We start from the raw sequence: 23882 nt of genomic DNA, 5'->3' as shown, positions 1-23882 counted from the left end.
ACAGCGCGATTGAGGGCGCGCGAGCGAGCGGCTTTGCTACCGTCGAGCTAGACCACCACCGAAAACAGGCTTCGGCACCACTTAACCGCACTTTCCAGCGACCGCAGATGGACGACAGATGGAAAAAGCGACATAACTAAACGCGCGAGCTGTCCGTGAATTTCCCTGTCTCACACGGAGGGTGCACTCCACTTTACCCGAAACTGGCGGACACCGATCGAGAAAAAGGGCGACACAACGCGCGCGCGGCTTCTGGCGGGGCGCATCAAGCCGTTCTTGCTACGCCGGACCAAGGATGAGGTCGCTACCGATTTGCCGCCAAAAACCGTGATCACAGAGAAAATTGAGCTTTCGGCCGGTCAGCGGACAATCTACGAATCCATTCGTCTGGCCATGCATACAAAAGTACAAGCTGCCATTGCCGAGAAAGGGCTCGCTCGCAGCCACATCATCATTTTAGACGCTCTTTTGAAACTACGCCAAGCGTGCTGCGATCCACGCTTGCTGAAACTGACGGGAACGAAAAAGAATGCCTCGGCGCCTCCCGGCTCCGCCAAGCTCGATCGGCTGATGGAGCTGCTTGGCAGTCTTGTCGATGAGGGTCGCAAGGTGATCGTGTTTTCGCAATTCACCTCCATGATCGAGCTGATCCGGTCTCGGCTCCACGACACAGGCATCTCATATGCTTTGCTGACCGGTGATACCGTCGACCGGGCAATCGAGGTGAGGTCGTTTCAGCAGGGCGATCTGCCGGTCTTCCTCATCAGTCTCAAGGCCGGCGGCGTCGGGTTGAACCTTACGGCAGCAGATACTGTCATTCTTTATGATCCCTGGTGGAACCCCGCTGTGGAAGAGCAAGCCGTCGACCGCGCCCACCGGATCGGCCAGGATAAGCCGGTGTTTGTCTACCGGCTGATTGTCACCGACACGATCGAGGAAAAGATGGATGTTCTGAAAGACAAAAAGCGGGCACTGGCTGCCAGTTTGTTCGACCATGACGGCCAACCCACCCTCTCCATGACGGAGGCGGAGTTCGAGTTGCTGCTCGGGTGACCACCGATAAGTTGCAGGTATCGATAGTGATATGGTTAGGCCTTGACCAACTTGAGGAAAGCGCCCTATAGTCGCGCAGAATGTCGAAAAACGATGCCATCCACCCTCTGCTCGACGAGAGAGACAAACCTGGAGCACCCGTCATGACCGTTACCGTAAAGGTCGCCGAGGCCAAAACCCATCTGTCCGAGCTGCTGGCGAAAGTCGAAGCCGGTGAAGAGGTGATTATTTCGCGCGGAAATACACCTGTCGCCCGCCTCTCCCGCATCCGCCGCGACAACGACGTCGATGCCTTGATCTCCGAGATCAAGGCCCAGCGCGCCGGCCGCGCCGTCACCACGCAGGACGAAATCCGCGAATGGCGCGATGAAGGCCGGCGATACTGATGGCCTTCGTTCTCGATGCCTCTGTCGCCGCCGCCTGGTTTCTGCCCGACGAACAACACGACGCCGCCGATCGGCTGATGTCGGAGATCCGCTCGACGGTCGGTCTTGTGCCGGCACTGTTCTGGTTTGAGACCCGCAATCTGTTTCTGGTGGCCGAGCGACGCGGCCGGTTGAAGCAGGGCGAACCACTGCTGCTGATGACACAGCTGCGAGGGCTGCCGCTCGAGGACGCTGGCTCCGGCGGAGATGGCCTGGTGCTGGAACTGGCGGCGCGTTACGCACTGACCGCATACGACGCGAGCTATGTCGCGCTTGCCAGAACCCGGGGATTACCTCTGGCAACCGGCGACCGAAAGATGGCCGCCGCCGCCCGCGGTGAAGGTGTCACCGTCGTTGGGCCACTCGAACATGAACACTGAGCTGCCGCTTTCACGCCATGAAATTCTAAAGCGTGCCGAAGAACTCGATGCGCTCGATGCGATCCTGCCCTTCGACCGGCGCGACCAACTCGCTGAACTTCTGACCGACGAAGACGTCGCCACCCTGAAGCACTTGGCCAAGGAAGGGATGGGCGCCAACACGCTCAGGGCACTCGCCTCCGATCTCGGCTACCTCGAGGCCTGGTGCGAGCTTTCGACCGGTGCTCCGCTCCCCTGGCCAGCACCCGAAAGCCTGCTGCTGAAATTCGTCGCGCATCATCTCTGGGATCCGGCCGAGCGCGCCGCAGATCCGAGCCACGGCATGCCGGCGGAGGTCGAGGCGGGCTTGCGCGCCCAAGGGCTGTTGCGCGTGGACGGTCCGCATGCGCCCGATACCGTGCGGCGTCGCCTGACCTCCTGGTCGATCCTGACGCGCTGGCGCGGGCTGACGGGGGCGTTTTCGGCGCCATCGCTGAAGACGGCCTTGCGGCTCGCGGTCAAAGCGAGTGGACGGCCACGACAGCGTAAAAGCAAAATGGCGGTGACCGGCAATATCCTGGCAAAGCTGCTGGCCACTTGCGCCGGCGAGCGCCTCGTCGATCTGCGCGACCGCGCCTTGCTGCTGACCGCCTTCGCCTCCGGTGGCCGCCGGCGCTCCGAAGTCGCCAACCTGCGCATAGAGGATTTGGTCGACGAAGAGCCGGTGCATGCCGATCCGAAAAATCCCGCCTCCCCTCTTCTTAGTCTTCAGGCCTTTCAAGATTGGATAGCGCCAGCTGCTCGAGATCGCGTTCCTTGAGTCTGCAGGCCCGCGTCCAGCGCCACGTCATGTCTTGTTCCGGCCGGAAATCCCGAGCCTCAAAGCTATCTCCCATCGAAACCGACCGCCCACCGAACCAAGCCTCGATCTGCGCCGGTGTGCTGTCATAGCGGCAGGCGACGCGGCACTGCCAGGATTACAGGAGCTCGTCCTCACATGGACGGGGTGCGACCGGAAGCAACCGTACATGTCTCACTGAGCCACCTGTCGTCTGAGTTGGTGCTCCGCATGCTGCGTCATGGCGACCAGCGGCAAGACCAGATCGTCGCCGGCAAAGCTTTCGAGGGCAATCGCCTCTTTGCCGCTGCGGACCGCTTCTGCCGCCACGGTCTCGATCAACCGAAATATCCGCACAGTGACGCCGTCCGTGAGTTCGAGAATACGCCGACGAACCGGCGCAGACCCGAGATCGGAGGCGCGCCTCAGCGGAAGGATTGTGCCGAGGCTCGCCAGGAGTTGCGCAAGATGCTGGTCGTTGACCCACCGCTTCAGATGAAACGTCTCGAACCGCTCTGCCAGCTGCGGATCCGTCAACAGCGCCTGCCGAGCAAGGTCCGTTCCTGCACAGATCAGCGGCACCTTCAGATCATTCGCCAGAAACCGGATGACATTGAGGAAAATCCGCTGCTGCCGGTAGGTGCCGCTCAGCATCGCGTGGATCTCGTCGATGATCAGCATACAAACGCTCATGCTGCGCATCAGGTTGCGGCAGGTCGCCTTTAGCCGAAAGGTCGCGTCGCCCATCGGTCCAGGTGCGTTCATTGCATTGAGAAGCTCGCCATAGACGTCACGCTCTATCGGTTCGGCTGGCATTTGCATCGCCACGACCGGCATGGTCGTCGTGCCAGTGCCGCGATCGAAAGTTGGCACGCGATCGCGAAGGAATTTTCGGATGATCTTGGTCTTGCCCATGCCGGTGTCGCCGTAGATCAACAGGCATGGCATTCGGTCTCGCGGCGGGTACGTGAGCAGGTCGTTCAACCTCGCAAGCGCCAGGTGTGCATTCGCCGTTTCCAGCCACCGATCGGCGCGGATCCAGGCGATCCGCTCATCAGCTGTGAGATCCGCATATTGCCTGTATGCCGGCTGCAGGTGGGAGTAATGCGTCACGACCACTCGTCGACGCTGAGCGGAGGCAGCTCCACAAAGTGTTGGTCATCCCCAGAGTCCCGCGCAGGAACGGAAGAGTGCCCCTCCCATGCCAGCGCCCAGGAGCGCTTTTCCGCATTCCGTCGCACGCTGCGGGTCTGCTGGCCCGACATTTCGACGATCCGTCTCTGCCCGTCGATGGTCTTGAAGATCAGGTCGGCGTCGACGGAGCGCACGCCACGCTGCCTCAATAAAGCCAGTGCCTGCCTATGCTCTCCGAGCGTGATGCGTGGCCAGCCGAGATTTGCGAAGCGAATTGGCCAGGTCGATCCGTCGGGCGCCTCGCCGTAAACCGTGGAGAGGTCGCGAGGATCATATCGAACGCGCATCTTGCATGGCCCGCCTGCCAGCGGACTGAGGACGTCATCCCAGTATTTGAGGCCGAATAAGTGCACACCGTCCCTTCGGACGTTTCGCTCCTCGAATGGCAGAAAGTCGAGGAGGAAACGGTGTTCGTCATAGGGTAGCCGTCGGGGAAGTGGGCGTGCAGCGACAGCATCTTGCCAGGCCGTATTTGGAGGCAGTCGCAAGGCGCGGTGGATGTTTGCATGATATCGGCCGACGATCTGCAGGGCCAACCATTGCTCAAGCTCGTCGAGGGTCATGATGGCGTGTCTCTGTGGGTCATAATCCCCGCGGCTGCCGATATCGCTGGACGTGGATCCCGGCAGGAGATGCACAGCGCCCATCATCGTTCCGATCAGCCGTTCGATACCCCCGAAGTGAGGACGGGCGACGGGACGATACTGAAGCTCTACGCCGTGTTCCGCAGCACCTCGCACCAGCGCCTTGCCATGAAACTCGCGGCCATTGTCGAGGTGGATGACGTCGGGCAACCCGAAGACCGGCCATTCCGCCTCAATTCCGCGCGAAGCGAGCCAGCTCTCCTTTGGCAAAACAACGTGTTGGACAGCCAGGGCGACGGATGTCGACGACGGGTTTTCCAGACTGAGATAAAACCCTGCGACCATCCGGCTCGCGACATCTATTGCCAGCGTCAGCCACGGTCGCTGAAGCGGTTGCCGACTGACTGTATCGACGATGAACAGATCGACAAGGGTGTGGTCGATCTGAACGACCTGGAGCGCATATTGGGCCGAATATTCACCCACCACTGCCGCGAACTGCTGTCGGGCCGCCTTCGCACCCTCCCGCAACTTCATCAGCCGCCGTTGGTCGCTCTGATCCACTCGCGCTTTGACTGCCTTCCAGGACGGAGGGTGCAGATCCCGCTGGCGGCAGGCTCTGAGAACGTGGTCATGAACTGCGCTGATGGTCGGACGTTCGCGAGCGCAATAGACTGCCTCGATGGCAAGCCTGACCACGTCTTCCTGATCGGCCGAGAGCAGTCGCCTCCCCTTCTCCGGCCCGGGCATTTCGTCGAGAAGCGAACTGGTGACTGGTCGCTTGCGAAACTTAGCGACGAGCTCATAGAGCCGCGTGCGCTTCAGACCGAGTTGTCGGCAGGCCGAAGTGATATCTCCTCGAGATATCCGGGTTGCTGAGATCAAAGGCCTTATGACCGCCTCCCGTGCCACGGCCTTCTGCCAAGCCGGGTCACACACGGTCAGTTTATCCGGTCTGTCCGCCATCGAAGACCTCCTCGTTCCTGACCAAGGTGCGAAGCCAGTTCCCGATTTTGGACTACGATGACTGTGGATCGTTACAGATCAAAGACAGCGACTTCTTCGAGGAACAAAAAATCCGCTGAACCAGGTCGAGTCCACCGATCGTCCCCGAGGACAAATCGTTAAAAAACAGTTAATAATGGCCCGTTCATCCTCTAAGACTGACAAGCTAAACTCGTGCCAACTCACAAGCCCGCTCGAAGCTCAAAGCGATGGAAAACCAGTTCCAATGCCCTCGAACTGTCATTGAACGTCGCGCCTGCCGACGCCGCGCCAGCGCGGCAATTGCCGCGGCCGTGCCAGCCTCAGTCGCTGCGGCCCGTGGAGCGATGGCCCTGCCCGCGGGCAAACGCCACAAAACGCTGCTTGACCTCGGCAAACAGCGCCGGCGGCAATGGCCCGTAATAGCCGCTTTCGCGCTCGAGCGGACGAATATCGGGGCCCGGCCAGACAAAGCGATTGCTTTCGGTCAGCACGATCCACGAGCGTTCGTCGTCGAGGCCAAGGCGGCGCTTGGTGGCCGGCGGGATCTCGATCGCATCATCCGGATTGCTTGGCGGCGAATGGGTGATCGGCAAGACGCGCACGACCGGCGTTTCGTCCTCAAGCGCGGCCACGATCGCCAGCACCAGGCTCGGCCGATCCTTGTCGCCCTCCTCGCGTCCCTCGAGGTGGTGACGGTGCCAGAGATAGGAATAACGGAAGACCCAGCCGACCTTCGGTTCAGTCGGCAGCATTCTTGTCGGTCAGCAGTTCGGCATTGAGATGATCGAGACCCAGGTCCATTTCGGATGCTTCGACCGTAGCGATGTCCGCGTCGCCAAGCTCCGTCGTCAGGTCGACGCGACGCTCTCGCCGCATCAGCCGAAGATAGTCCTCATAGGCAATGAGCACCGTACGGGGCCGGCCGTTCTTGGTAATGATCACCGGCTCGCGAACCGCGGCATCTTGAAAGGCGCCGAAATTTTTCGAAACCGCCGCGGCGGTGACCGTCGCTGTCATGGCTATTCTCCTTTTTCCGTAATATACGGATTTCCCGGAAATCCCGCAAGACGAAAGCGAACAAGATGCGTCTGCTAAAATCCGCCCCAACGGCGTCCTCGGACGAAGCGCGGGTCGCGCGCGCCGAGGCGCTTGACGCTCTCGATGCGATCCTGCCCTTCGACCGGCGCGACCAACTCGCTGAACTTCTGACCGACGAGGACGTCGCCACCCTGAAGCACTTGGCCAAGGAAGGGATGGGCGCCAACACGCTCAGGGCACTCGCCTCCGATCTCGGCTACCTCGAGGCCTGGTGCGAGCTTTCGACCGGTGCTCCGCTCCCCTGGCCAGCACCCGAAAGCCTGCTGCTGAAATTCGTCGCGCATCATCTCTGGGATCCGGCCGAGCGCGCCGCAGATCCGAGCCACGGCATGCCGGCGGAGGTCGAGGCGGGCTTGCGCGCCCAAGGGCTGTTGCGCGTGGACGGTCCGCATGCGCCCGATACCGTGCGGCGTCGCCTGACCTCCTGGTCGATCCTGACGCGCTGGCGCGGGCTGACGGGGGCGTTTTCGGCGCCATCGCTGAAGACGGCCTTGCGGCTCGCGGTCAAAGCGAGTGGACGGCCACGACAGCGTAAAAGCAAAATGGCGGTGACCGGCAATATCCTGGCAAAGCTGCTGGCCACTTGCGCCGGCGAGCGCCTCGTCGATCTGCGCGACCGCGCCTTGCTGCTGACCGCCTTCGCCTCCGGTGGCCGCCGGCGCTCCGAAGTCGCCAACCTGCGCATAGAGGATTTGGTCGACGAAGAGCCGGTGCATGCCGATCCGAAAAATCCCGCCTCCCCTCTTCTTCCCTGCCTCACCATCAACCTCGGCCGCACCAAGACAACAAGCGCCGACGACACGGCCCATGTTATTTTGATCGGTCGGCCGGTCGAGGCGCTGAAGCATTGGATTGAGGTCGCCAGGATCGAGAGCGGCCCGGTCTTTCGGCGCATCGACCAGTGGGGCAATGTCGACCGGCGAGCGCTGACGCCGCAGTCGGTCAATCTGATCCTGAAAAGCCGATGCAGGCAGGCAGGTCTGGATCCGGAGGCGTTTTCGGCGCACGGGCTAAGATCGGGCTATCTGACCGAAGCGGCCAACCGCGGCGTATCCCTGCAGGAGGCCATGCAGCAATCCCTGCACAAGTCGGTAACGCAGGCGGCGAGCTATTACAACAACGCCGAGCGAAAGAATGGCCGGGCCGCGCGGCTCGTGACTTGACGAGGGTAGACATCCGCCCGTGGGCTGAACAAGTTGGTATCACGATAAAGGGCGCGATCTGTCCGATATTGGAAAGCGGATCCATTCTCTTTCGACCGGCGGCCCTTGCGAGCGCAGGGGTTCCGACGCAGTTATAATGTTTTCGCGAAAACATTATAACCGGCTCAGTCGTTGACACGTCGCAAGAGAGTTATAATGTTTTTGCAGAAAAATTATAACTAGTGGTGTCTCCGGTGACCGGACGCACCTTCTTAGGAAAGGACCGTCCCCAAAGAGGGCGACGGCCGAGCTAGCGCCCGCAGCGCTCAGGAAAGAAGCGACGCAACAATGAAAGAGATCGACCTGGTCTATCGCACGATGTTTGCCGAGCTAGCGCAGCGGTCGCTCGACGCACGGTTCCACGCGGACTTTCCTCTGGAGGGCCGTTTCGTCACAGTTCCTGTCAAGGGCCGCGACTACTGGTATTTCGATCTCCCTACTCCAAATGGCGACAAGCGAAGCTATGTCGGTCCACACAGCGACGAAGAGATCACGGCGCGGGTGAACGCCCATAAGGAGATCAAGGACAACATCAAGGAGCGCCGACGCATGGTTAGCTCGTTGCGTCGTGCCGGCCTCCCCGGTCCAGATCCGTTCGCGGGCGACATCACGAAGGCTCTTGCGGACGCGGGATTGTTCCGACTGCGGGCTGTCTTGATCGGATCAGTGGCATTCGGCACCTATGCGGGCCTTCTCGGCGTTCGGCTGCCGTCGTCGGCAATGCAGACAGGCGATGCCGATTTCGCGCAGGATTTTGCGATCTCGGCCGAGGTCGGCGACAGCTTGCCACCCGTGCTCAAAATCCTCCAGTCGATCGATCCCGGCTTCCGAGCAGTCCCGCATCGATCGGACCAGGCGAAGGTCGTCGCGTTCGTGAACGGCAAAGGCTACCGGGTGGAGTTCCTGACGGGAAACCGGGGATCGGACGAACATACAGGCAAACCGTCACCCATGCCCGCCCTCGGTGGCGCGTCGGCAGAAAACCTGCGGTTTCTCGATTACCTGATCTACGAACCTGTCCGCACGGTGCTTCTTCATCGTGATGGCGTGAACGTCCTCGTACCAGCGCCCGAGCGGTATGCCGTCCATAAGCTTATCGTGGCCTCGAGACGGCTTACAGATGCACTTGGGCGTGCCAAGGCGGACAAAGATCGATCGCAGGCCGCGTTGCTCTTTGAAGCCCTTGTAGAGACGCGCCAAGGTGACGTGCTGGCCGATGCCTATGAAGAGGCATGGGAAAGAGGACCTTCATGGCAGGAAGGGATCACCAGCAGCCTTACAAGACTGCCTGATAGCGGCAGGAACGCCCTGGCAAAGGCACTCGGCGTGCAGGTTGAAGATTTGGGAAGAGCTTGATCTGGCTGAGGTTCCGATAAGCCCCTCATATCGAATTGAACAAGGCTTCTTTGACAACGAATTTTTCCGATAAAAAGAGTCCCATTGCCAGGGATTCGACCGATTTAAATGCCCGAGAGACCGCGCTAGAGACACTCACAAACGATCGTTTATGCGTATCTTCTGGATTTGGAAATCTGCCGCCCTCACCTTTTCAAAGGGACGAATGCGAATTCAGCAATCCGCCCGAAATCGCAGTTGAATCGATGCGCCATGGCATATACATTATGGCATATACAAAGGAGGTCACCTTGATGCCTATCTCATTGCCCTCATCTCGACCGAAGGAAGTAAAACTTTTCCGCAATAATCGCAGCCAGGCGGTACGCATCCCTGCGGAATTTGAGCTGCCGGGGGATCGCGTGATGATTCACCGTGAGGGAAACAAGCTCATTATCGAGCCTGTAGCCCGGCCCGCGAATATCATTGAGCTCATTGCCGAATGGAAGAACGAAGACGCCCTCGGACCTGAGGACCAGTTCCCGGATATTGAGGATATGCCCGTCAAGCCGGAGAACATCTTTTGAGCGGATATTTGCTCGATACGAACATCATCAGCGACCTCATACGCAACCCGTTCGGACCGGCAGCGCGTCGCATCGAAGAGATCGATCCCAAAGAGATTTGCACGAGCATAGTTGTCGCGGCTGAACTGCGGTATGGCTGCGCAAAGAAAGGATCGGCAAAACTATCGGCCAAAGTCGAAAGCGTGCTCGAAACGATTCCCGTTCTCCCGCTAGACATGCCGGCAGACATCAAATACGGCAGCATTCGTGCAGAATTGGAGGCTACCGGTCAGAGCATCGGCCACAACGATCTGTTGATCGCCGCGCATGCCAATGCACTGGATCTGACGCTTGTTACGGACAACACTCGTGAGTTCCAACGCATTCATGCCCTGAAACTCGAAAACTGGCTTGAGAGATAGTGGCAAGCATCATGAGCGCCGATGCAATTGTCGTTTTGCATCTAACCTCAAGACTGAATTCCGGCATTACGGATCATCGCCAATGTGTTGCGTGACGTGCCGCAATCCGGATTGTGGTAGATGGTAACGTTCATAGCTTCGGCTCCGATGAGATTGTCGATGAAGTGGACGGCTGCAGGAGCCAGGTGAACAGCATGAGTGCAACAACCGCTCCGGCAACCTCCGCCACCCAGAAGCCCGGCAGATCGATCGGCCGAATGCCTGAGAAGGTGTTTGTCAGCGATCGGGCCAAGGCAACAGCCGGATTGGCGAATGACGTCGAGGCGGTGAACCAGTAGGCGGCGGTGATGTAGAGCCCGACCAGCCACGGCACTGCCTTCTGCTCGAATTTGATGCCGGCGAGGATCACCGCCACCAGCCCGAACGTCGCAATGCCCTCGGAGAACCATTGGGCGCCACCTGTCCTGACCTTGCTCGACAGTTCGATAACAGGCAGGCCGAACATCAGGTGTGCGGCGATCGTGCCAATCACACCGCCGACAATCTGCGCCAGCACATATGCGGTGAGATTGCTCCTCGGCAGCGTGCGGGAGATTGCGAAGATCAACGAGACCGCGGGGTTGAAGTGCGCTCCCGAGATTGGCCCGAGGATGGTGATCAGGACCACCAGGATCGCGCCGGTTGCCAGTGTATTGCCGAGCAATGCCAAGCCAACGTCCTGTGTCAGCGATGTTGCCATGATGCCCGAACCGACCACCGTCGCGACCAGCATTGCGGTCCCGAGGCCTTCGGCAACCAGCCGCCGTGGCAGATCGAATCCACCCATCAGCTTGCCTTCGGCTGCTTGATGCTGGCGCCTTCCATGGCGCCGATCTGGCGCAGATGCGTCTCCAGCGCGAGCCTGTCGAGCGAGGCGAGCGGCAAGCTGATAAAGGACATAATGCGGTTCTTGAGGAAGCGGGCGGCCTGCGCAAAGGCGCGGGCTTTCTCGACTTCGCTGCCTTCGACGGCTGAGGGATCCTCGATGCCCCAGTGGGCGCTCATCGGATGGCCGATCCAGACCGGGCACGCCTCACCGGCAGCGCTGTCGCAAACCGTGAAGATGAAGTCCATGTGCGGAGCGCCTGGTTCGGCAAACTCGTCCCAGCTTTTCGAACGAAAGCCGTTTGACGGGTAACCCAGAGTTTCGAGCTCCTTCAGCGCGAAGGGATTGACGTCACCCTTCGGCTGGCTGCCAGCCGAATAGGCCTTGAAGCGACCCTTTCCCTCGGCATTCAGGATGGATTCCGCCAGGATCGAGCGGGCAGAATTGCCCGTGCAAAGAAAGAGGACGTTGTAGACGCGGTCCGTGGTCATTGCCGTTTCTCCTCCATTTTAGGGGCGCAGCAGGCCGCAACCTCCACGGCCGGCGCGCAAATCTCCGGGTGCCCGGAGCAGCAGTCTTCCATCAGGAAGCGGATAAGCCCACCAAGCGCTTCGTAGTTCGCGGTGTAGATGATCGAGCGAGACTGGCGCTCAGCATCGACAAGTCCGGAATGCTCAAGCTCCTTCAGATGGAAGGAGATGTTCGAGGGCGAAACCTCAAGCCTCTCGGCCAGAGCTCCGGCCGCCATGCCGTCCGGACCGGTGACGAGGAGCAGGCGGACGATCTGCAGCCGGGTTTCCTGCGAGAGAGCGGAAAAGACAGCGAGGACTTGCCGTTGATCCATATTTCAATAATCCTTGAATCATTGAAATATGGATTACCGCGAATGAACGCGATCGACAACTCGAAAATTCAAAACGCCGACATCAGCCTCGGCCTGCTTCTCGAAACGCTGGCGCACGCCAAGAATATTCCCCTCGTCTTCCACTATGATGGCAAGTTGGTGAAGGCTGGCTATCATGTCACTGAGGTCAAAGCCGGAAAGTTTGATGCGCTCGACTGCAGCGCCAACCCGGAAAGCTGGACGGAGATCTTCGTGCAGCTGTGGGACATCGAGGAAGGCGACCGCACCCATATGCCGGCCGGCAAATTCGCGGCGATCATCCGCAAAGTCTCGGAGCACGTGAAACTGGACGGGTCGGCAAAGCTGACCTTTGAGGTGAGCGACGGCGTACAGCCGATGCAGCTCTATCAGGCAGCCTATCCCAGCCTTCGTGCGGGCCAGGTCCATGTTGAGCTGACGCCGCGGGCCGCGAGCTGCAAGCCGCGTAATCGCTGGCTGGCAGAAGAAAACCGCAAGGCGGCGGCCGCTTGCTGTGGCCCAGCCGTAGAAAGCAAGTGCTGCGGCTGATTGTACTCATTGTCCAGAGTTCAAGCCATTTGTCGGTGGGACCGGGCGATGGGTGTCGCTTCGGTCGTGTTTGCGCTTGAGCGCCTGGTTCATGAGGCGGCCAAGCTGTCTGTTGCGCAGGCGCCCCTTCGCATCGGAAATCGTCTTCCAATCCTGGGTGGCCAATATCTGCTCCGCCAAACGTTGATACGCGGTATCGATAGTGAGCCATCTAATGGCGCTTTATTGCCGTCTTCGCTCAAAATCGCTATATTTGGCGAAAATTCGATCAAGGAAAACCAATGTCCGAACCACAACTCTCTGTCCGCAGCGCCAAGGCAAAAGAACTAGCGCATGCGCTCGCCCGCCGCACCGGCATGCCGGTCAACAAACTCGTTGAAAAGGCACTTGAGCGCTACGATGTCGAACTGCGGCAGCAGAACAAGGCGCATCCGCTTGATGCCATCTGGGAGCTCGCCGCCGAAGGGCGGCGCACCGTGCCACCCGGCACCACTTCGGCTCACGACGATCTCTATGACGAGAATGGCTTGCCGAAATGATCGCTCTCGATACCTCGGTTCTTGTTGCGATCATGCTCGATGAGCCGGAAGCTGAAACATTCAAGACAGTGTTGCGGCAGGAACCGGTGATCGCCATTGGCTGGCCAACTTTGTTTGAAACCCGGACGGTGCTGACCGCCAAGCGATTTTCCAACCCCGGTGATATCGTCGCCCGTTTTTCGGAGGTGCCAAACATCACCGCCGTCGCCTTTGATGCAAAACATTAGCGTGCAGCCGAGCAGGCGCTCGACAGGTATGGCAAAGGCCGCCATCCGGCGGGGTTGAACATGGGGGATTGCTTTTCCTATGCGGTTGCAAGCGTCGCCAAGGTCCCTCTCCTCTTCAAGGGAAATGATTTCGGACGGACAGATATAATGCGTCATCCTGCATCAGCAGCCCAATGACACGCAAAGCAATCCCCCTCCCCTCCGCTGCCGATCCGGTGCTGCAACGCGCCGAAGAATTGGATGCGCTCGATGCCATCCTTCCATTTGCCCGTCGGGATCAGCTCGCAACATTGCTGACAGACGAGGATGTCGCCACCCTCAAACATCTGGCCAGGGAAGGCATGGGCGCCAACGCGCTTAGGGCGCTCGCCTCCGATCTCGGCTATCTCGAGGCCTGGTGCGAACTGTCGACAGGCACCCCCCTGCCCTGGCCGGCGCCCGAAAGCCTGCTGTTGAAATTCGTCGCCCACCATCTTTGGGATCCGGTCGAACGGGCCGAGGATCCAAGCCACGGCATGCCGCTGGACGTCGAAGCGGGAATGCGTCTTCAGGGGCTGCTGCGTACCGACGGCCCGCGCGCGCCCGATACGGTGCGCCGGCGCCTGACCTCCTGGTCGATCCTGACCCGTTGGCGCGGCCTGACGGGATCTTTCACCGCTCCGTCTTTAAAATCTGCTCTCAGGCTCGCCGTTCGGGCAAATGCACGACCAAGGCAACGGAAAAGCAAGAAAGCGGTCGCCGGCGATATCCTAGCAGAATTAATCGCCACCTGCGCCAGCGATCGGCTGGTTGACATTCGTGATCGCGCGCTGTTGCTGACCGCCTTCGCCTCCGGAGGCCGCCGACGCTCCGAAATTGCCGGCCTTCGCATCGAGGATTTGGTCGACGAGGAACCGGTCCATGCCGATCCGAGAGATTCGGCCTCCCCTCTCCTGCCGTGTCTGACCATCAATCTCGGCCGCACCAAGACGACGACAGCTGAAGAGAAGGCGCATGCCATTCTCATCGGCCGTCCGGTCGAAGCCGTGAAGCAATTGCTGGCACAGGCCAAGATCGATACCGGACCGCTCTTTCGGCGCATCGACCAATGGGGCAACGTCGATAGGCGCCCCCTGACGCCGCAGTCGGTCAACCTCATCCTCAAAAGCCGTTGCAAGCAGGCCGGCTTGGATCCGGAGGCGTTTTCTGCGCATGGGCTGAGATCCGGCTATCTGACCGCAGCAGCCGACCGCGGCATCCCGCTTCAGGAAGCCATGCAGCAGTCGCTGCACAAGTCGGTGACGCAGGCGGCTACTACAACAATGCGGAACGGAAAAACGGCCGTGCGGCGCGGCTTGTCACCTAGTCCTAGAAGTCTGCCGTCTGGTTCTCCGGTCACAAGCTTGGCTGGCATGAGGTCAGCCCATCGGCTAGATTTTGGCTCCTTCCCTAGGCTCTCTCGCGGCATCAGCACCTGACACAGGGCGGCTGACGCGCCCGATAAAGACAGAGTATCTCACCGTCTTTGATCTTTCGGAGAGCCCAGAACGATGAAGCTGGTAATCGCCGTGACCTGCGGCAGCGTGCCTAAAACGCCTGTATGGAACGCCTTGTAAGTGGCAATGTCGGCAACTTCGATACGCAACAAGTATTCTATTGTGCCTGTCACGTTATGGCATTCAACGACTTCATCAGCCTGTGACATCGCCTCCTCGAATGCGTCTTGGCTCTTTTTGGTGTGATCCGAGAGACCCACCGTAACATAGGCGAGGAATCCGGCCCCCATTCGCGCTCGGTTAATAGAGGCGCGGTAACCCGTAATGACGCCGGCACGCTCCAGTTCTTGAACGCGACGTAAACATGCCGACGGAGACAAGCCGACGCGCTCAGCCAAACGTACATTCGGCTGGCGTGCGTCGACAGATAGCTCGCGCAATATATGACGGTCAATACGATCAAATACAGGCTTTTGTTGCAATCTTTCCGGCTCCGCTGATGAAATTTGCACCGACATTCTGCAAAAACCTTCCTAACATTGCGCGTATGACCGATCCAGTAATTCTCGCCCCATTCCTCATCTTCGCCTTTCTCATGACAGTTTCGCCGGGACCCAACAACGCAATGGCTCTGGCTTCTGGCGTTCGTGTTGGTCTAGCTGGGTCGTTTCCGCTCATAGGCGGCATTGCTGCTGGCGTCGCCTTGCAAATGTTGGCAATCGGCCTCGGCCTGGGTACGTTATTCGAGGCCTATCCGGTCACGCACGAGATCTTGCGGATCGGAGGTTCGTTTTATCTCATGTCGTTTGCTTGGAAGATCGCGCGCAGCGGCCCAATTGTTGAAAGCACGGAGAGTTCGCCTATCGGCTTTTGGGGTGCGGTCGCGTTTCAGTGGGTCAATCCAAAGGCGTGGGCAATCACGGTGAGCGCTGCTGCAACCTACATTCCCAGCAGCGACTATCTGCTGAACATCTCGATCGCTGCGGCTTTGCTGGCTCTTGTGGCCATCCCCAGCGTTGCCGTCTGGGCGGCTGCCGGCCGCCTGCTCCGCAACGTGCTTACCCGGCCGACTTATGCGCGCATCTTCAATCTTTCGGTCGCGTTTCTTCTCGTCGCATCGACTGTCCCGATCTTATTAGGCAATCCGCTCGCTGCGCGATCCGATTGACACCTCGACGCCGCAGGGCATGTTCTCCCTGCAGGTGCTTGGCGCCGTCGCCCAGCTCGAGCGCGCTCTGATCGCCGAGCGAACCAAAGCTGGCATTAAGGCTGCGAAAGCCAGAGGCAAGCTTCCCGGCAATCCCGGTCTGCGCGAGCGCCGACCGGAAGCGATCAAGGCGGTGTCGCAAGCACGCGAGAAACTCTATCTCGATGAATTGATTTCGTCGGCACAAACGTGGCTTCCGACCGTGCGGCAGTTGCGACCGCAGCATAGCTGGGACAATGTCGTCCGCGTCCTTAACCGCCGCGGCCACGACTGGACCGTTGAGCGACTCCGACGCGCGGTTCACCGCTTGGTCCGCGAAAAGCTCGCTGAGAAAGAACTCCTGGCCCGGTCCCCTCGCCGCGCTCCCGAAGATCATCTGATGAAGCTGGCGGCGGCGATCGCCATTGCCGATCCCGATCTGTCGCTTCGCGACATTGCCTCTCAACTGGACAAGATGGGAGAACGGCCTGTGCGAGGGGGCAAAAGATGGCAACCCTCCTCCGTCCGGGACCTGCTGGACGAAGCCCACCGGTTTGGCCTTATCCGCCGCTGAGGGCACGATTCATCAACCGACTGATCGCGCGGTTCTTTTCCTGCGGCTGTTCGCCGGCGTTGTCTTCAAGCTTGACTATCGACGATCTGTAGCGTTGGCAGAGGCGGTCCGCAGCGGCAAAGTCGTGTCAGCTTGCCGGATTGCGCGCGGTGACGATCCACGCCGCGCCGTCGATCATCACCGATCGCTCGCCGGCGCGGTCCGCGAAGGCGGCACGAACCGCGGCCGAGGCGCGGGCCCGGATGTCGTCGGGTTGATCAACGAGCGCGCGCGCCAGCGGGCCGACTTCGAGTGTCATCTTCACGGCGTCGGCGAGCGCTACGTCCCGCGTCTCCCCTTTACCAAAAGGGATGGAGGCGTCGAATGGCGCGATAGCGATATCGGTGAAGCCGGCCGCCGTCAGGATACGCGCTACCCGCCCCGAGTCGCCGAACGAGAATGGGCCGGGCGCTTCGGGATCGGGCGGCGCCGTCGGCGGGACGATGCCCTTGATCGCGCCCATCGGCAGGCGCACCCAATCGTTCTCGGCCATGCCGCGCCAGCAGACGAAAGCGACGCGCCCGCCTGGCTTGAGCGCACGGCGCATATGAGCGAACGCCCCTGTCGGATCGTCGAAGAACATCACCCCGAAACGGGAGAACAGGATGTCGAACGCCCCGTCGGGCAGCTCGGCGCTGCTGGCGTCGGCCACCTGGAACAGGACTGGCGTATCCTGCGGCGCTAGCGCGCGCGCTCTGCCGATCAGCGGTTCGGATACGTCCACGCCCAGCACATGGCCCCCTGCGCCGACGCGGGCGGCCATTTCCAGACTAGACGCCCCCGCGCCGCAGCCGATGTCCAGCACGCGTTCGCCCGTGGCGGGCGCGGCGGCTTCGATCGCGGCCTGGCCGAACACCGCCATCATGGCATCGAGCCGGGCCTGGTGAGCGACCCAGCGCTCCCCGCTTTGGCCATTCCAGTCCGAGACCTGATAAACATTGTTCTCTGCCATACCATATCCCCTTGTTCTGATCCGTTCTTAACCAGGTTGTCCGCCCGCGTGGTCGCTGCCACCGTGCGCGGCGATGAACATCGCGACGGCCGACCGGCAATAGGATTCGATCTCGTCTCTGTCCCCTGCTCTCGCCTCATCGAAGCGTGCGATAATCAGGAGATCGGATCCCTTGAAAAGCGCGGCAAACAAGCGGGCGGACCGGAGAGGATCGGGCACGTTCAGAACCGCCTTCGCGTGCAACTGACGCAACAGGGCCTCGATTTGGGCGATGATATGGGCGGGGCCGGCTTCGTAATGGAGCTTGCTTAATGACTTTTGACTCGTGACGTCGGCCATGACCATGGCTTCGACACTGCGCACGTCCGGGCGCAACAGCGTGCGAAGCAGCGATGATCCCACCGCCATGAGCTGATCTTCGGCCGAACCGTCGACGCCTTCAAAAAGGGCTTGTGGTATCAACTGCTGGCAGCGGGCCGCAAACGACGCGCCAAACAGTGCCTCCTTATTCTCGAAGTGTCGGTAGATGCTGAGCTTGGATATCTTCGCCCGCTGGGCGACCTTGTCCAATGTCGTCGCTTGGAAACCCAATTCCGCAAAGAGTTCGCCCGCTGCGTCGACTATGGTTTGGCCAAGCGCCTCATTGGCGGGCCGGCCGCGCCGTGCGCGGATGTTTTCTTCGGGCACGATAATTCCAGTCCTTGACAGTATCGTTATTCTTGAATTACGATACTACGTAGTTTCATAAATTCCAAGAGTGGATTTTATCGTGTCCGCCAAATCAGGTTTCCCTTGGCCACCCAGCGATTTCGAATGCGCATCGCTGGGCGACATTGCGCGCCAGATTCTGCCCAACCTCTTCCCTTCACAACTCGGAGCCCATCATCATGGATGACGTCATCATCATCGGCGGCAGCTTTGCCGGCCTCGCCGCCGCCCTGCAGCTCGGCCGCGCCCGCCGCAAGGTCATCGTTCTCGATACCGGCCTGCCGCGCAACCGCTTCGCCGGCCATTCGCATGGTATGCTCGGCCATGATCACAAGCCGCCGCTGGACATCCTGGCCGAAGCGCGGCGGCAGTTGGCACGTTATCCAGCGATCAAACTGGTCAATGCCCGGGCCGATAGCATCTCCGGCACCATCGACAATTTCTCCGTCCTCACTGGCGATGGCGAAAACATTGGGGCGCGCCGCCTGATCCTGAGCTATGGCATCACCGACCAGATGCCCGATGTTCCGGGCTTTGCCGAAGGCTGGGGCACGTCCATCGTGCCCTGTCCCTATTGCGACGGCTTTGAAGTCGCCGGCCAGCATTGGGGCCTCGTCTGGTCGGGCCCGCAGTCGCATAATCAGGTCAGGCTGTTCCACGACTGGACCGACAGGCTGACGGTCTTCGCCGATGGTCACGACATTCCGCCCGATATCCGGGCCGATCTGGAGCGTCGCAACACACCTATCATCGATGGTCGGATCGTTGAGATAGCTCGGCACGGGAGCCATGGCGCCACCATTAAGATCGATACCGGCCCCGATGTCGCAGTCGATATTCTGTTTGCGCATCCGCGCAACAAGCCGTCTGCAAGTCTGCATGAACCACTGGGCCTCGCCACGGCCGGCACGCCCCTCGGCATTGTCCTCAAGGTCGACGAGCGCCGTGAAACCAGCATGCCCGGCATCTACGGCGCCGGCGACCTCACCACCCCCCTCATCCCCTCGGTCACCACGGCATCATGGCAAGGCACGATGGCGGGCATCTTCGCCCAGCAGTCGATGCTGGTTTGAAAGCACAGATTCCAGGCACCAAAATCCACGAGAGTTCAATTGGGACAACGCGCAGCCATCTACAGCCGCGTTTCGACCGCCGACCAGTCTTGCGAACGGCAAGAGCGAGACCTAACTGCTTTTGCCCAGCGCGCCAGCTACCCCATCGACTGGGCCAAATAGGCGTGAACTACAAGATCATCGTGCACAGGAAGGCCGAGGCGGAATTGCTCAGCTGTGTCGCGATTTCGCCAGTGTAGAGAAGGCCGGACTGAGGTAGCGGCATGGGCAGTTTGTCGCGGAGCTTGAAACGTTCGTTCCACAAGCGCGGCAGGCTTGGGATAGCCTTATTCCCGCCGTACCGGTCATCGGTCATTGCCGGAGCGTCAACCTGACGATTAAACGGATCGCTTCAAGCCATTGCTGCCGCTCACCATCAGAACGGCCGGGCAGGTTGCTTTCGAGCGACTCCAGAAACAAAGCTTTACGACGGCCGATACTCGCGTTATATATTCTCCGCAAGGAGAATGATTTTGGCCAGTACTTCACACGCCTACACGCCCGCCGAAGCTGCAGCTGTCAGTGAGATCGCTGTCAAGTCGGTGCACAATGCCATCGACAAGCGGATCATCGCAACTCATCTTACCGGCAGCGGGGGAGGTCGCGCACTCACGGATGACGATCTCCTTCGGTTGAAGCTCTGGTATGGTGTCGGATCGATTTTGTCTGCCGAGCGCCGCAAACGTCTGTTCGACACAATCGACGAGAACCCCAATGCCGATACCGTGAGGGTAGACGATTATCTGATCATCGATGTCGCCCGGGCAAGAGAGCAGTTGGCTGCACGCGCCGAAGCGCTTCGAGAAGCAGAACGAAAAATCCACAGCGTAAAGGGCGTCGTGGGTGGCGAACCGGTTTTCAAGGGAACCCGCGTTCCGGTGCGGACTATTGCCGCAATGAAGGTCCAGGGCGCGAGCACCGAGGAAATCGTCGAGGGATATCCTTCGCTCAGCGAGCGCATGGTGGCGCTTGCCGAAATCTGGGCAGCCGCCCACCCGGCCCGAGGACGGCCCCGCAAGCTTTCGGAACTCGGCCTGAAAGTGAAGTCCGTGAAGCGTCTGCGACTTCACAACGAGAGCACCCCAAAATCCACGGGCTCGACCTCGTGAAATTTCTCATCGACGAATGCCTTCACACGTCTCTCGTGGCCGTGGCTCAAGGTCAATGGGCATTTACTCAGCAGAAGCGACTATGCCTCTGGAAGCGTATAGCGGGTGAGGCTCGCACTGTCATCTCCATCGAGGGTCACTTCAATGACTTCGTTGACCATATCCTCCGCCCCAACCAAATCCTCCAGAATGAGGGCAAACAATTCTCGCTGCAGGAAAGGGAGTACCTGCGGGACGATGATCATCAAGCCCGCATGCAGTTCCTCTCTTGCATACAGCTTCCGGAAGTCGCGGGCGTTGTTCGTTACGAATGTGAAAACCGCCGCGATGATCCGAGGCATCAGATCCCAGTCGGCTTCGCCGCTTAGTCCCAAGGCTTTTCGGAATTTCATTCTATCACAAGAATTTTTTGCAACAGAGCCGTTGCTTCCTTCCCAACATTCCATCGAGAAGATCGGGCTTGCGGCGCGCGCTCTTGCGCGCCGGCGTGCCGAACAAGCGTTGATCTCGAATATTGATCCGGAAAAGCTGCAAACCTTGGACGATCTACTGGTCGTGGACGCGGCTGTCGGCCAGACGCGGTTCCAGTGGTTGAAATCAGCGCCGGATGCGCAGGCGGCAGGGAACCTGGTCGGGCTGACCGAGCGGATCGTGTTCCTGCGCAACCTCAGGATTGATCCGCACTTGCAGGCTCGTATTCCTTCCGGGCGGTGGGATCAGATGGTGCGGGAGGGTGATGTCACACCCCCCTGGCTGGCCAACGACTTCAATGTGAACCGGCGACGCGCGACAATCGTGGCCCAGATCATCAAACTGGGGCAGAAGCTCACCGACGGGTCTGACCGGTAATGGACATGTACATCTGAGTTGTACAACGGCATAACCCATGATAGCGTGAGCCTTCCAACGGCTGGAGACCATGATGCCCCGGACGAGTTACAAAATCAGCGAGGCCCGCAAGAATTTCGCCGAGGTGCTCGAACGTGCCAACCAGGGCGAGGAAATCATCATCATGCGCGGCAATGAGATCTATGCCCGCATTGGCCCGGCCGGTGGCGGCAAGCGGCCGTTCGGACTGCTGCGCCAGCGCGGCCTGCCGGACGATCTGTTCGACGCGGTCGATGCCGAACAGGCGGCCATCGATGCCGGTGACTTCAACGATGATACCGGCGTCTGGCAGGGCGGCCCAACCGGCCGCGAGCCCAAGGCATGAAGCTTCTACTCGACAGCCACGCCATCTACTGGTGGACGATCGGCAGCGACCGGCTGTCCGGCAACGCCCGGGCGCTGATCGAGGACAAGGCCAACACCGTCCTTGTCAGCGCCGTCTCCTTCTACGAGCTCGACAACAAGATGCGGCTTAAAAAGCTCGATCTGAAGCCGCAAGAATTGCGCGCCGCCGTTGCCGCCAGCGGCTTGCAGACGCTTGCCATCAGCGATCTGCACGCCGAGCTCGCGGCAAGCTTCGACTGGGACCACCGCGATCCCTGGGATCGCATTCTCGCTGCCCAGACGCGGCTGGAGCACTGCGCCTTCGTGTCGCTCGACGTCGCGTTCGACACCGTGCTGCATGAACGGGTTTGGTGAAGCGCAATCAACGCCATTTTGCGGCGCGAAATGCTCGCATCACTCAAGCGATAGTGCAATGTATTTATTGCATAATTTCTTTACAAAAAATCTAAGAGGATAATCACTTCCGATCGCGGTAAAGCATTTTATTCGGCCTATCATCATCGATAAGTAACTCTTATCGATGGAAGATTGATTTCGAGGCGCAAATTGTTCGAACGCCGGGAATTCCAGTTTCCGTTTCTTCGTTGCCAGCCAGTGCATGCGCCCAAACGGCATCGTCTGGGCCAGTACGAACATCGGCAGCTAGCCAACGCGGATACCGGCGAGCCGAATGCACTCGCGTGATTTGGCCTGGGACGATTGCGCCGCGATTACCCCATGTTTAGAAAATATGCCGAAACGGCTAAGCGCATATACTTCAGTATAATACCTGGAATGCTGCGTGCAGCGCTACCGTTATAGCGGTACCCTGAAACCACCACACACCCCATCAGGGGACCATTTGCCGCGCCGGCATATTGTTGATCGCAAAGACTCCAGCCCCCGCCGGCGCGGCTTTTATCAAAACGGGGAACAGCGCTGTCGCTGTTGTGATTTTAGCGGGCAGTATGCATCCCAACCGAACTTGGACAGCAGGAGGATCACCGAGACAAGTGATCAGCCATGCTAAGTACCTGAATTGCGCCATTGACACAGAAGGGAAGTCAGTCAAGCCTTATTAGAACTGCGATGCCCGTGACAAGAACGATGCGGGCAGCATTGAGCCGAGCGGTGTGGTGATGGACGACACGGTCCAAGACATCGGAAAGAGGAGCTTCAGAAGGAGCGCCAGCAGACAGGAAGCTGCTGCCGCCTTCGTCCACCAGAAGATTCCCACAAGTCCTCGAGAAGATGGGCTGCAAGGCGCCTGGAATGACGGCGATCGCATCTTCACGAGGGAAATATACCACGATGACTATGGCGCATCACGGGCCGTTTTGGTCGTGCGGCTTATAGCCGAGCACCCCGCTCGCGCCAGCCTCGACAGGCTGGCGCACGAATATGGTCTCAGAAGCGAACTCGAGCGTACATGGGCAGCGATGCCACTCAACCTCATCACGCAGAATGGCCACAGCGCTCTTCTCCTGGAAGATAGTGGCGCCGCGCCGCTCCGTCAGCTGATCGGACTGCGTAGACATGGCATGGCTGCCGAGCTCCCCATCTTCTTGCGTCTTGCCATCGGTATCGCCGCAGCAGTTGGCAAGGCTCACGAACGCGGCCTCATTCATAGAGACATCAAGCCGTCGAATATTCTGGCAAACACGGCAGACGGAAAGGTTTGGCTGACGGGATTTGGTGTGGCATCGCGTATTTCTCGGGAACGTCAGGCCCCCGACCCTCCTGAGATCATTGCCGGCAGCCTCGCATACATGGCGCCCGAACAGACTGGCCGTATAAACCGATCAGTCGACTCCCGTAGTGACCTCTATGCCGTGGGCATCACGCTGTACGAAATGCTCACCGGCAAGCTGCCGTTCACGGCTTCGGATCCCATGGAGTGGGTACACTGCCATATTGCCAAGCGACCAGTGTCACCTTCGGAGAGAATAAAGAAACTACCGCGCGGCATTTCGGCAATCGTGATGAAGCTGATTTCCAAGAACGCCGAAGAACGCTACCAGACGGCGGCCGGGCTGGAAGCGGATCTCCGCCGCGCACTTATCGAGAACGAGAGGAGTGGGCGGATCGAAGAATTTCCTCTCGGGACGCACGATCTGCAGGACCGGCTTCTAGTTCCCGAGCGGCCCTATGGTCGTGAGCTTGAAGTCGCTGTCCTTCTTGCCGCGTGCGACCGGGTTGTTGCAGGCGGCGGACCGACGCTAGTGTTGGTTTCGGGCCATGCCGGAGTTGGCAAATCCACCGTGGTGAACGAGCTTCACCGAGCGCTTGTGCCGCCACGAGGGCTGTTTGCCTCCGGCAAATTCGACCAGAACCAGCGGGACGTTCCCTATGCAAGCCTAGCGCAGGCCCTGCAGAGCCTCGTCCGGGCTCTGTTGGCTAAGAGCGAAGC

The 23882-nt window shown here is 59.9% G+C and carries 27 protein-coding genes and 6 pseudogenes; 21 read left to right on the top strand and 12 right to left on the bottom strand.

All coding sequences use genetic code 11. The features are described 5' to 3' along the window. Positions 1 to 192 precede the first annotated feature (192 nt). The 4 genes and pseudogenes from C9E91_RS01745 to C9E91_RS01730 form a co-directional block, all read left to right on the top strand. Positions 193 to 1053 (top strand): annotated as a pseudogene (locus C9E91_RS01745) (DEAD/DEAH box helicase); the annotation flags it as partial. A 143-nt stretch (positions 1054 to 1196) separates the two neighbouring features. Continuing rightward, complete coding sequence (locus tag C9E91_RS01740; RefSeq protein ID WP_107106665.1) at positions 1197 to 1439, top strand: type II toxin-antitoxin system Phd/YefM family antitoxin; 243 nt, start codon at positions 1197 to 1199, stop codon at positions 1437 to 1439. Beyond that, complete coding sequence (locus C9E91_RS01735; RefSeq protein ID WP_107106663.1) at positions 1439 to 1858, top strand: type II toxin-antitoxin system VapC family toxin; 420 nt, start codon at positions 1439 to 1441, stop codon at positions 1856 to 1858. Before C9E91_RS01740 ends, C9E91_RS01735 begins: the two co-directional genes overlap by 1 nt. Next, positions 1848 to 2600 (top strand): annotated as a pseudogene (locus C9E91_RS01730) (site-specific integrase); the annotation flags it as partial. The gene C9E91_RS01735 and the pseudogene C9E91_RS01730, both read left to right, overlap by 11 nt. Positions 2601 to 2870: 270 nt before the next feature. Here the strand turns inward: C9E91_RS01730 and C9E91_RS01725 are convergent. The 4 genes from C9E91_RS01725 to C9E91_RS01710 form a co-directional block, all read right to left on the bottom strand. Then, the gene (locus tag C9E91_RS01725) at positions 2871 to 3788 is read right to left on the bottom strand and encodes a TniB family NTP-binding protein (protein ID WP_210203676.1); all 918 of its coding nucleotides are present in this window, start codon (positions 3786 to 3788) and stop codon (positions 2871 to 2873) included. Next, the gene (locus C9E91_RS01720; RefSeq protein WP_107106661.1) at positions 3785 to 5419 is read right to left on the bottom strand and encodes a TnsB C-terminal domain-containing protein; all 1635 of its coding nucleotides are present in this window, start codon (positions 5417 to 5419) and stop codon (positions 3785 to 3787) included. Before C9E91_RS01720 ends, C9E91_RS01725 begins: the two co-directional genes overlap by 4 nt. Before the next feature lie 341 nt (positions 5420 to 5760). After that, complete coding sequence (locus tag C9E91_RS01715; protein ID WP_107106660.1) at positions 5761 to 6192, bottom strand: plasmid maintenance toxin (PemK-like); 432 nt, start codon at positions 6190 to 6192, stop codon at positions 5761 to 5763. Continuing rightward, positions 6179 to 6457 carry a type II toxin-antitoxin system Phd/YefM family antitoxin gene (locus C9E91_RS01710; protein WP_107106659.1) on the bottom strand — a complete coding sequence of 93 codons (279 nt, stop codon included), beginning with the start codon at positions 6455 to 6457 and terminating at the stop codon, positions 6179 to 6181. Before C9E91_RS01710 ends, C9E91_RS01715 begins: the two co-directional genes overlap by 14 nt. 65 nt (positions 6458 to 6522) lie before the next feature. Between C9E91_RS01710 and C9E91_RS01705 the strand changes: the two genes are divergently transcribed. The 4 genes from C9E91_RS01705 to C9E91_RS01690 all read left to right on the top strand — a co-directional run bounded on the left by C9E91_RS01705 (position 6523) and on the right by C9E91_RS01690 (position 10063). Further along, positions 6523 to 7701: a site-specific integrase gene (locus C9E91_RS01705; protein WP_107106658.1), complete on the top strand. Its 1179-nt coding sequence runs from the start codon at positions 6523 to 6525 to the stop codon at positions 7699 to 7701. Between the two features lie 327 nt (positions 7702 to 8028). Then, positions 8029 to 9096, top strand: a complete 1068-nt coding sequence (locus C9E91_RS01700; protein WP_107106657.1) for a nucleotidyltransferase family protein — start codon at positions 8029 to 8031, stop codon at positions 9094 to 9096. Positions 9097 to 9389: 293 nt separating this feature from the next. After that, complete coding sequence (locus tag C9E91_RS01695) at positions 9390 to 9662, top strand: antitoxin (RefSeq protein WP_107106664.1); 273 nt, start codon at positions 9390 to 9392, stop codon at positions 9660 to 9662. Beyond that, positions 9659 to 10063 (top strand): type II toxin-antitoxin system VapC family toxin, encoded by a 405-nt coding sequence (locus C9E91_RS01690; protein WP_107106656.1) that lies wholly within the window; start codon positions 9659 to 9661, stop codon positions 10061 to 10063. Before C9E91_RS01695 ends, C9E91_RS01690 begins: the two co-directional genes overlap by 4 nt. A gap of 53 nt (positions 10064 to 10116) precedes the next feature. Here the strand turns inward: C9E91_RS01690 and C9E91_RS01685 are convergent. The 4 genes and pseudogenes from C9E91_RS01685 to C9E91_RS01670 form a co-directional block, all read right to left on the bottom strand. Beyond that, positions 10117 to 10197: pseudogene (locus tag C9E91_RS01685) on the bottom strand (arsenate reductase (glutaredoxin)); the annotation flags it as partial. Further along, a complete protein-coding gene (locus C9E91_RS01680; RefSeq protein WP_107106655.1) occupies positions 10194 to 10889 on the bottom strand; it encodes an aquaporin in 696 nt (231 codons plus the stop codon). The gene C9E91_RS01680 and the pseudogene C9E91_RS01685, both read right to left, overlap by 4 nt. Beyond that, a complete protein-coding gene (locus tag C9E91_RS01675; RefSeq protein ID WP_107106654.1) occupies positions 10889 to 11419 on the bottom strand; it encodes an arsenate reductase ArsC in 531 nt (176 codons plus the stop codon). The genes C9E91_RS01680 and C9E91_RS01675 overlap by 1 nt, the downstream gene beginning before the upstream one ends. Beyond that, positions 11416 to 11772: an ArsR/SmtB family transcription factor gene (locus C9E91_RS01670; protein WP_107106653.1), complete on the bottom strand. Its 357-nt coding sequence runs from the start codon at positions 11770 to 11772 to the stop codon at positions 11416 to 11418. The genes C9E91_RS01675 and C9E91_RS01670 overlap by 4 nt, the downstream gene beginning before the upstream one ends. Before the next feature lie 42 nt (positions 11773 to 11814). Between C9E91_RS01670 and C9E91_RS01665 the strand changes: the two genes are divergently transcribed. The 4 genes and pseudogenes from C9E91_RS01665 to C9E91_RS01650 all read left to right on the top strand — a co-directional run bounded on the left by C9E91_RS01665 (position 11815) and on the right by C9E91_RS01650 (position 14450). After that, positions 11815 to 12339 carry a DUF6428 family protein gene (locus C9E91_RS01665; RefSeq protein ID WP_107106652.1) on the top strand — a complete coding sequence of 175 codons (525 nt, stop codon included), beginning with the start codon at positions 11815 to 11817 and terminating at the stop codon, positions 12337 to 12339. A gap of 281 nt (positions 12340 to 12620) precedes the next feature. Further along, positions 12621 to 12878: a type II toxin-antitoxin system VapB family antitoxin gene (locus C9E91_RS01660; RefSeq protein WP_107106651.1), complete on the top strand. Its 258-nt coding sequence runs from the start codon at positions 12621 to 12623 to the stop codon at positions 12876 to 12878. Beyond that, positions 12875 to 13105, top strand: a complete 231-nt coding sequence (locus C9E91_RS19910) for a type II toxin-antitoxin system VapC family toxin (RefSeq protein ID WP_245407401.1) — start codon at positions 12875 to 12877, stop codon at positions 13103 to 13105. The genes C9E91_RS01660 and C9E91_RS19910 overlap by 4 nt, the downstream gene beginning before the upstream one ends. A gap of 173 nt (positions 13106 to 13278) precedes the next feature. Next, positions 13279 to 14450, top strand: a pseudogene (locus C9E91_RS01650) (tyrosine-type recombinase/integrase). Between the two features lie 150 nt (positions 14451 to 14600). Here the strand turns inward: C9E91_RS01650 and C9E91_RS01645 are convergent. Next, a complete protein-coding gene (locus C9E91_RS01645) occupies positions 14601 to 15098 on the bottom strand; it encodes an Lrp/AsnC family transcriptional regulator (protein ID WP_107106650.1) in 498 nt (165 codons plus the stop codon). On the opposite strand from C9E91_RS01645, the gene C9E91_RS01640 reads away from it, so the two are divergent. Continuing rightward, complete coding sequence (locus C9E91_RS01640; RefSeq protein WP_210319029.1) at positions 15080 to 15748, top strand: LysE family translocator; 669 nt, start codon at positions 15080 to 15082, stop codon at positions 15746 to 15748. The genes C9E91_RS01645 and C9E91_RS01640 overlap by 19 nt on opposite strands. After that, a pseudogene (locus C9E91_RS01635) lies at positions 15726 to 16340 on the top strand (recombinase family protein); the annotation flags it as partial. The gene C9E91_RS01640 and the pseudogene C9E91_RS01635, both read left to right, overlap by 23 nt. Positions 16341 to 16467: 127 nt before the next feature. Here the strand turns inward: C9E91_RS01635 and C9E91_RS01630 are convergent. Together C9E91_RS01630 and C9E91_RS01625 are read right to left on the bottom strand one after the other, a co-directional pair. Beyond that, positions 16468 to 17331 (bottom strand): class I SAM-dependent methyltransferase, encoded by an 864-nt coding sequence (locus tag C9E91_RS01630; RefSeq protein ID WP_107106648.1) that lies wholly within the window; start codon positions 17329 to 17331, stop codon positions 16468 to 16470. A 27-nt stretch (positions 17332 to 17358) separates the two neighbouring features. Continuing rightward, positions 17359 to 18021: a TetR/AcrR family transcriptional regulator gene (locus C9E91_RS01625; protein ID WP_414125128.1), complete on the bottom strand. Its 663-nt coding sequence runs from the start codon at positions 18019 to 18021 to the stop codon at positions 17359 to 17361. A gap of 197 nt (positions 18022 to 18218) precedes the next feature. Here C9E91_RS01625 and C9E91_RS01620 point away from each other — a divergent pair, with 197 nt between their 5' ends. The 3 genes from C9E91_RS01620 (at position 18219) to C9E91_RS01605 (ending at position 20260) form a co-directional block, all read left to right on the top strand. Further along, positions 18219 to 19112, top strand: coding sequence for an NAD(P)/FAD-dependent oxidoreductase (locus C9E91_RS01620; protein ID WP_107106646.1), 894 nt, complete (start codon positions 18219 to 18221; stop codon positions 19110 to 19112). 39 nt (positions 19113 to 19151) lie between these two features. After that, a complete protein-coding gene (locus tag C9E91_RS01615) occupies positions 19152 to 19274 on the top strand; it encodes a recombinase family protein (protein WP_107106645.1) in 123 nt (40 codons plus the stop codon). A 344-nt stretch (positions 19275 to 19618) separates the two neighbouring features. Continuing rightward, positions 19619 to 20260, top strand: a complete 642-nt coding sequence (locus tag C9E91_RS01605) for a DUF433 domain-containing protein (protein ID WP_107106643.1) — start codon at positions 19619 to 19621, stop codon at positions 20258 to 20260. A gap of 80 nt (positions 20261 to 20340) precedes the next feature. On the opposite strand, the gene C9E91_RS19905 is transcribed toward C9E91_RS01605, so the two are convergent. Next, the gene (locus tag C9E91_RS19905; protein ID WP_245407400.1) at positions 20341 to 20505 is read right to left on the bottom strand and encodes a hypothetical protein; all 165 of its coding nucleotides are present in this window, start codon (positions 20503 to 20505) and stop codon (positions 20341 to 20343) included. 199 nt (positions 20506 to 20704) lie between these two features. On the opposite strand from C9E91_RS19905, the pseudogene C9E91_RS01595 reads away from it, so the two are divergent. The 4 genes and pseudogenes from C9E91_RS01595 to C9E91_RS01575 form a co-directional block, all read left to right on the top strand. Then, a pseudogene (locus C9E91_RS01595) lies at positions 20705 to 21094 on the top strand (Tn3 family transposase); the annotation flags it as partial. Positions 21095 to 21182: 88 nt separating this feature from the next. After that, a complete protein-coding gene (locus C9E91_RS01590) occupies positions 21183 to 21473 on the top strand; it encodes a type II toxin-antitoxin system Phd/YefM family antitoxin (protein WP_107106641.1) in 291 nt (96 codons plus the stop codon). Then, entirely contained in the window at positions 21470 to 21847 is a 378-nt protein-coding gene (locus C9E91_RS01585) for a type II toxin-antitoxin system VapC family toxin (RefSeq protein ID WP_107106640.1), read from the top strand. Before C9E91_RS01590 ends, C9E91_RS01585 begins: the two co-directional genes overlap by 4 nt. Before the next feature lie 881 nt (positions 21848 to 22728). After that, positions 22729 to 23882: serine/threonine protein kinase (locus C9E91_RS01575; protein WP_511458102.1), on the top strand; the 1154-nt coding region annotated here is incomplete at its 3' end.

The organism is Rhizobium sp. SEMIA4064, assembly GCF_003025035.1.
GTDB lineage: Bacteria > Pseudomonadota > Alphaproteobacteria > Rhizobiales > Rhizobiaceae > Rhizobium > Rhizobium paranaense.
The sequence above is the reverse complement of the archived record's forward strand: the minus strand, read 5'-3'. Positions and strand labels throughout refer to the sequence as shown.

Coding starts and splice junctions, on each gene's coding strand:
- C9E91_RS01700 (WP_107106657.1), top strand. CDS start 8,029: ATGAAAGAGATCGACCTGGTCTATCGCACGATGTTTGCCGAGCTAGCG.
- C9E91_RS01675 (WP_107106654.1), bottom strand. CDS start 11,419: ATGACCACGGACCGCGTCTACAACGTCCTCTTTCTTTGCACGGGCAAT.
- C9E91_RS01660 (WP_107106651.1), top strand. CDS start 12,621: ATGTCCGAACCACAACTCTCTGTCCGCAGCGCCAAGGCAAAAGAACTA.
- C9E91_RS01640 (WP_210319029.1), top strand. CDS start 15,080: ATGAAATTTGCACCGACATTCTGCAAAAACCTTCCTAACATTGCGCGT.
- C9E91_RS19910 (WP_245407401.1), top strand. CDS start 12,875: ATGATCGCTCTCGATACCTCGGTTCTTGTTGCGATCATGCTCGATGAG.
- C9E91_RS01710 (WP_107106659.1), bottom strand. CDS start 6,457: ATGACAGCGACGGTCACCGCCGCGGCGGTTTCGAAAAATTTCGGCGCC.
- C9E91_RS01665 (WP_107106652.1), top strand. CDS start 11,815: ATGAACGCGATCGACAACTCGAAAATTCAAAACGCCGACATCAGCCTC.
- C9E91_RS01585 (WP_107106640.1), top strand. CDS start 21,470: ATGAAGCTTCTACTCGACAGCCACGCCATCTACTGGTGGACGATCGGC.
- C9E91_RS01715 (WP_107106660.1), bottom strand. CDS start 6,192: ATGCTGCCGACTGAACCGAAGGTCGGCTGGGTCTTCCGTTATTCCTAT.
- C9E91_RS01590 (WP_107106641.1), top strand. CDS start 21,183: ATGCCCCGGACGAGTTACAAAATCAGCGAGGCCCGCAAGAATTTCGCC.
- C9E91_RS19905 (WP_245407400.1), bottom strand. CDS start 20,505: ATGATCATCGTCCCGCAGGTACTCCCTTTCCTGCAGCGAGAATTGTTT.
- C9E91_RS01670 (WP_107106653.1), bottom strand. CDS start 11,772: ATGGATCAACGGCAAGTCCTCGCTGTCTTTTCCGCTCTCTCGCAGGAA.
- C9E91_RS01645 (WP_107106650.1), bottom strand. CDS start 15,098: ATGTCGGTGCAAATTTCATCAGCGGAGCCGGAAAGATTGCAACAAAAG.
- C9E91_RS01705 (WP_107106658.1), top strand. CDS start 6,523: ATGCGTCTGCTAAAATCCGCCCCAACGGCGTCCTCGGACGAAGCGCGG.
- C9E91_RS01630 (WP_107106648.1), bottom strand. CDS start 17,331: ATGGCAGAGAACAATGTTTATCAGGTCTCGGACTGGAATGGCCAAAGC.
- C9E91_RS01735 (WP_107106663.1), top strand. CDS start 1,439: ATGGCCTTCGTTCTCGATGCCTCTGTCGCCGCCGCCTGGTTTCTGCCC.
- C9E91_RS01605 (WP_107106643.1), top strand. CDS start 19,619: ATGATTTTGGCCAGTACTTCACACGCCTACACGCCCGCCGAAGCTGCA.
- C9E91_RS01740 (WP_107106665.1), top strand. CDS start 1,197: ATGACCGTTACCGTAAAGGTCGCCGAGGCCAAAACCCATCTGTCCGAG.
- C9E91_RS01695 (WP_107106664.1), top strand. CDS start 9,390: ATGCCTATCTCATTGCCCTCATCTCGACCGAAGGAAGTAAAACTTTTC.
- C9E91_RS01620 (WP_107106646.1), top strand. CDS start 18,219: ATGGATGACGTCATCATCATCGGCGGCAGCTTTGCCGGCCTCGCCGCC.
- C9E91_RS01720 (WP_107106661.1), bottom strand. CDS start 5,419: ATGGCGGACAGACCGGATAAACTGACCGTGTGTGACCCGGCTTGGCAG.
- C9E91_RS01680 (WP_107106655.1), bottom strand. CDS start 10,889: ATGGGTGGATTCGATCTGCCACGGCGGCTGGTTGCCGAAGGCCTCGGG.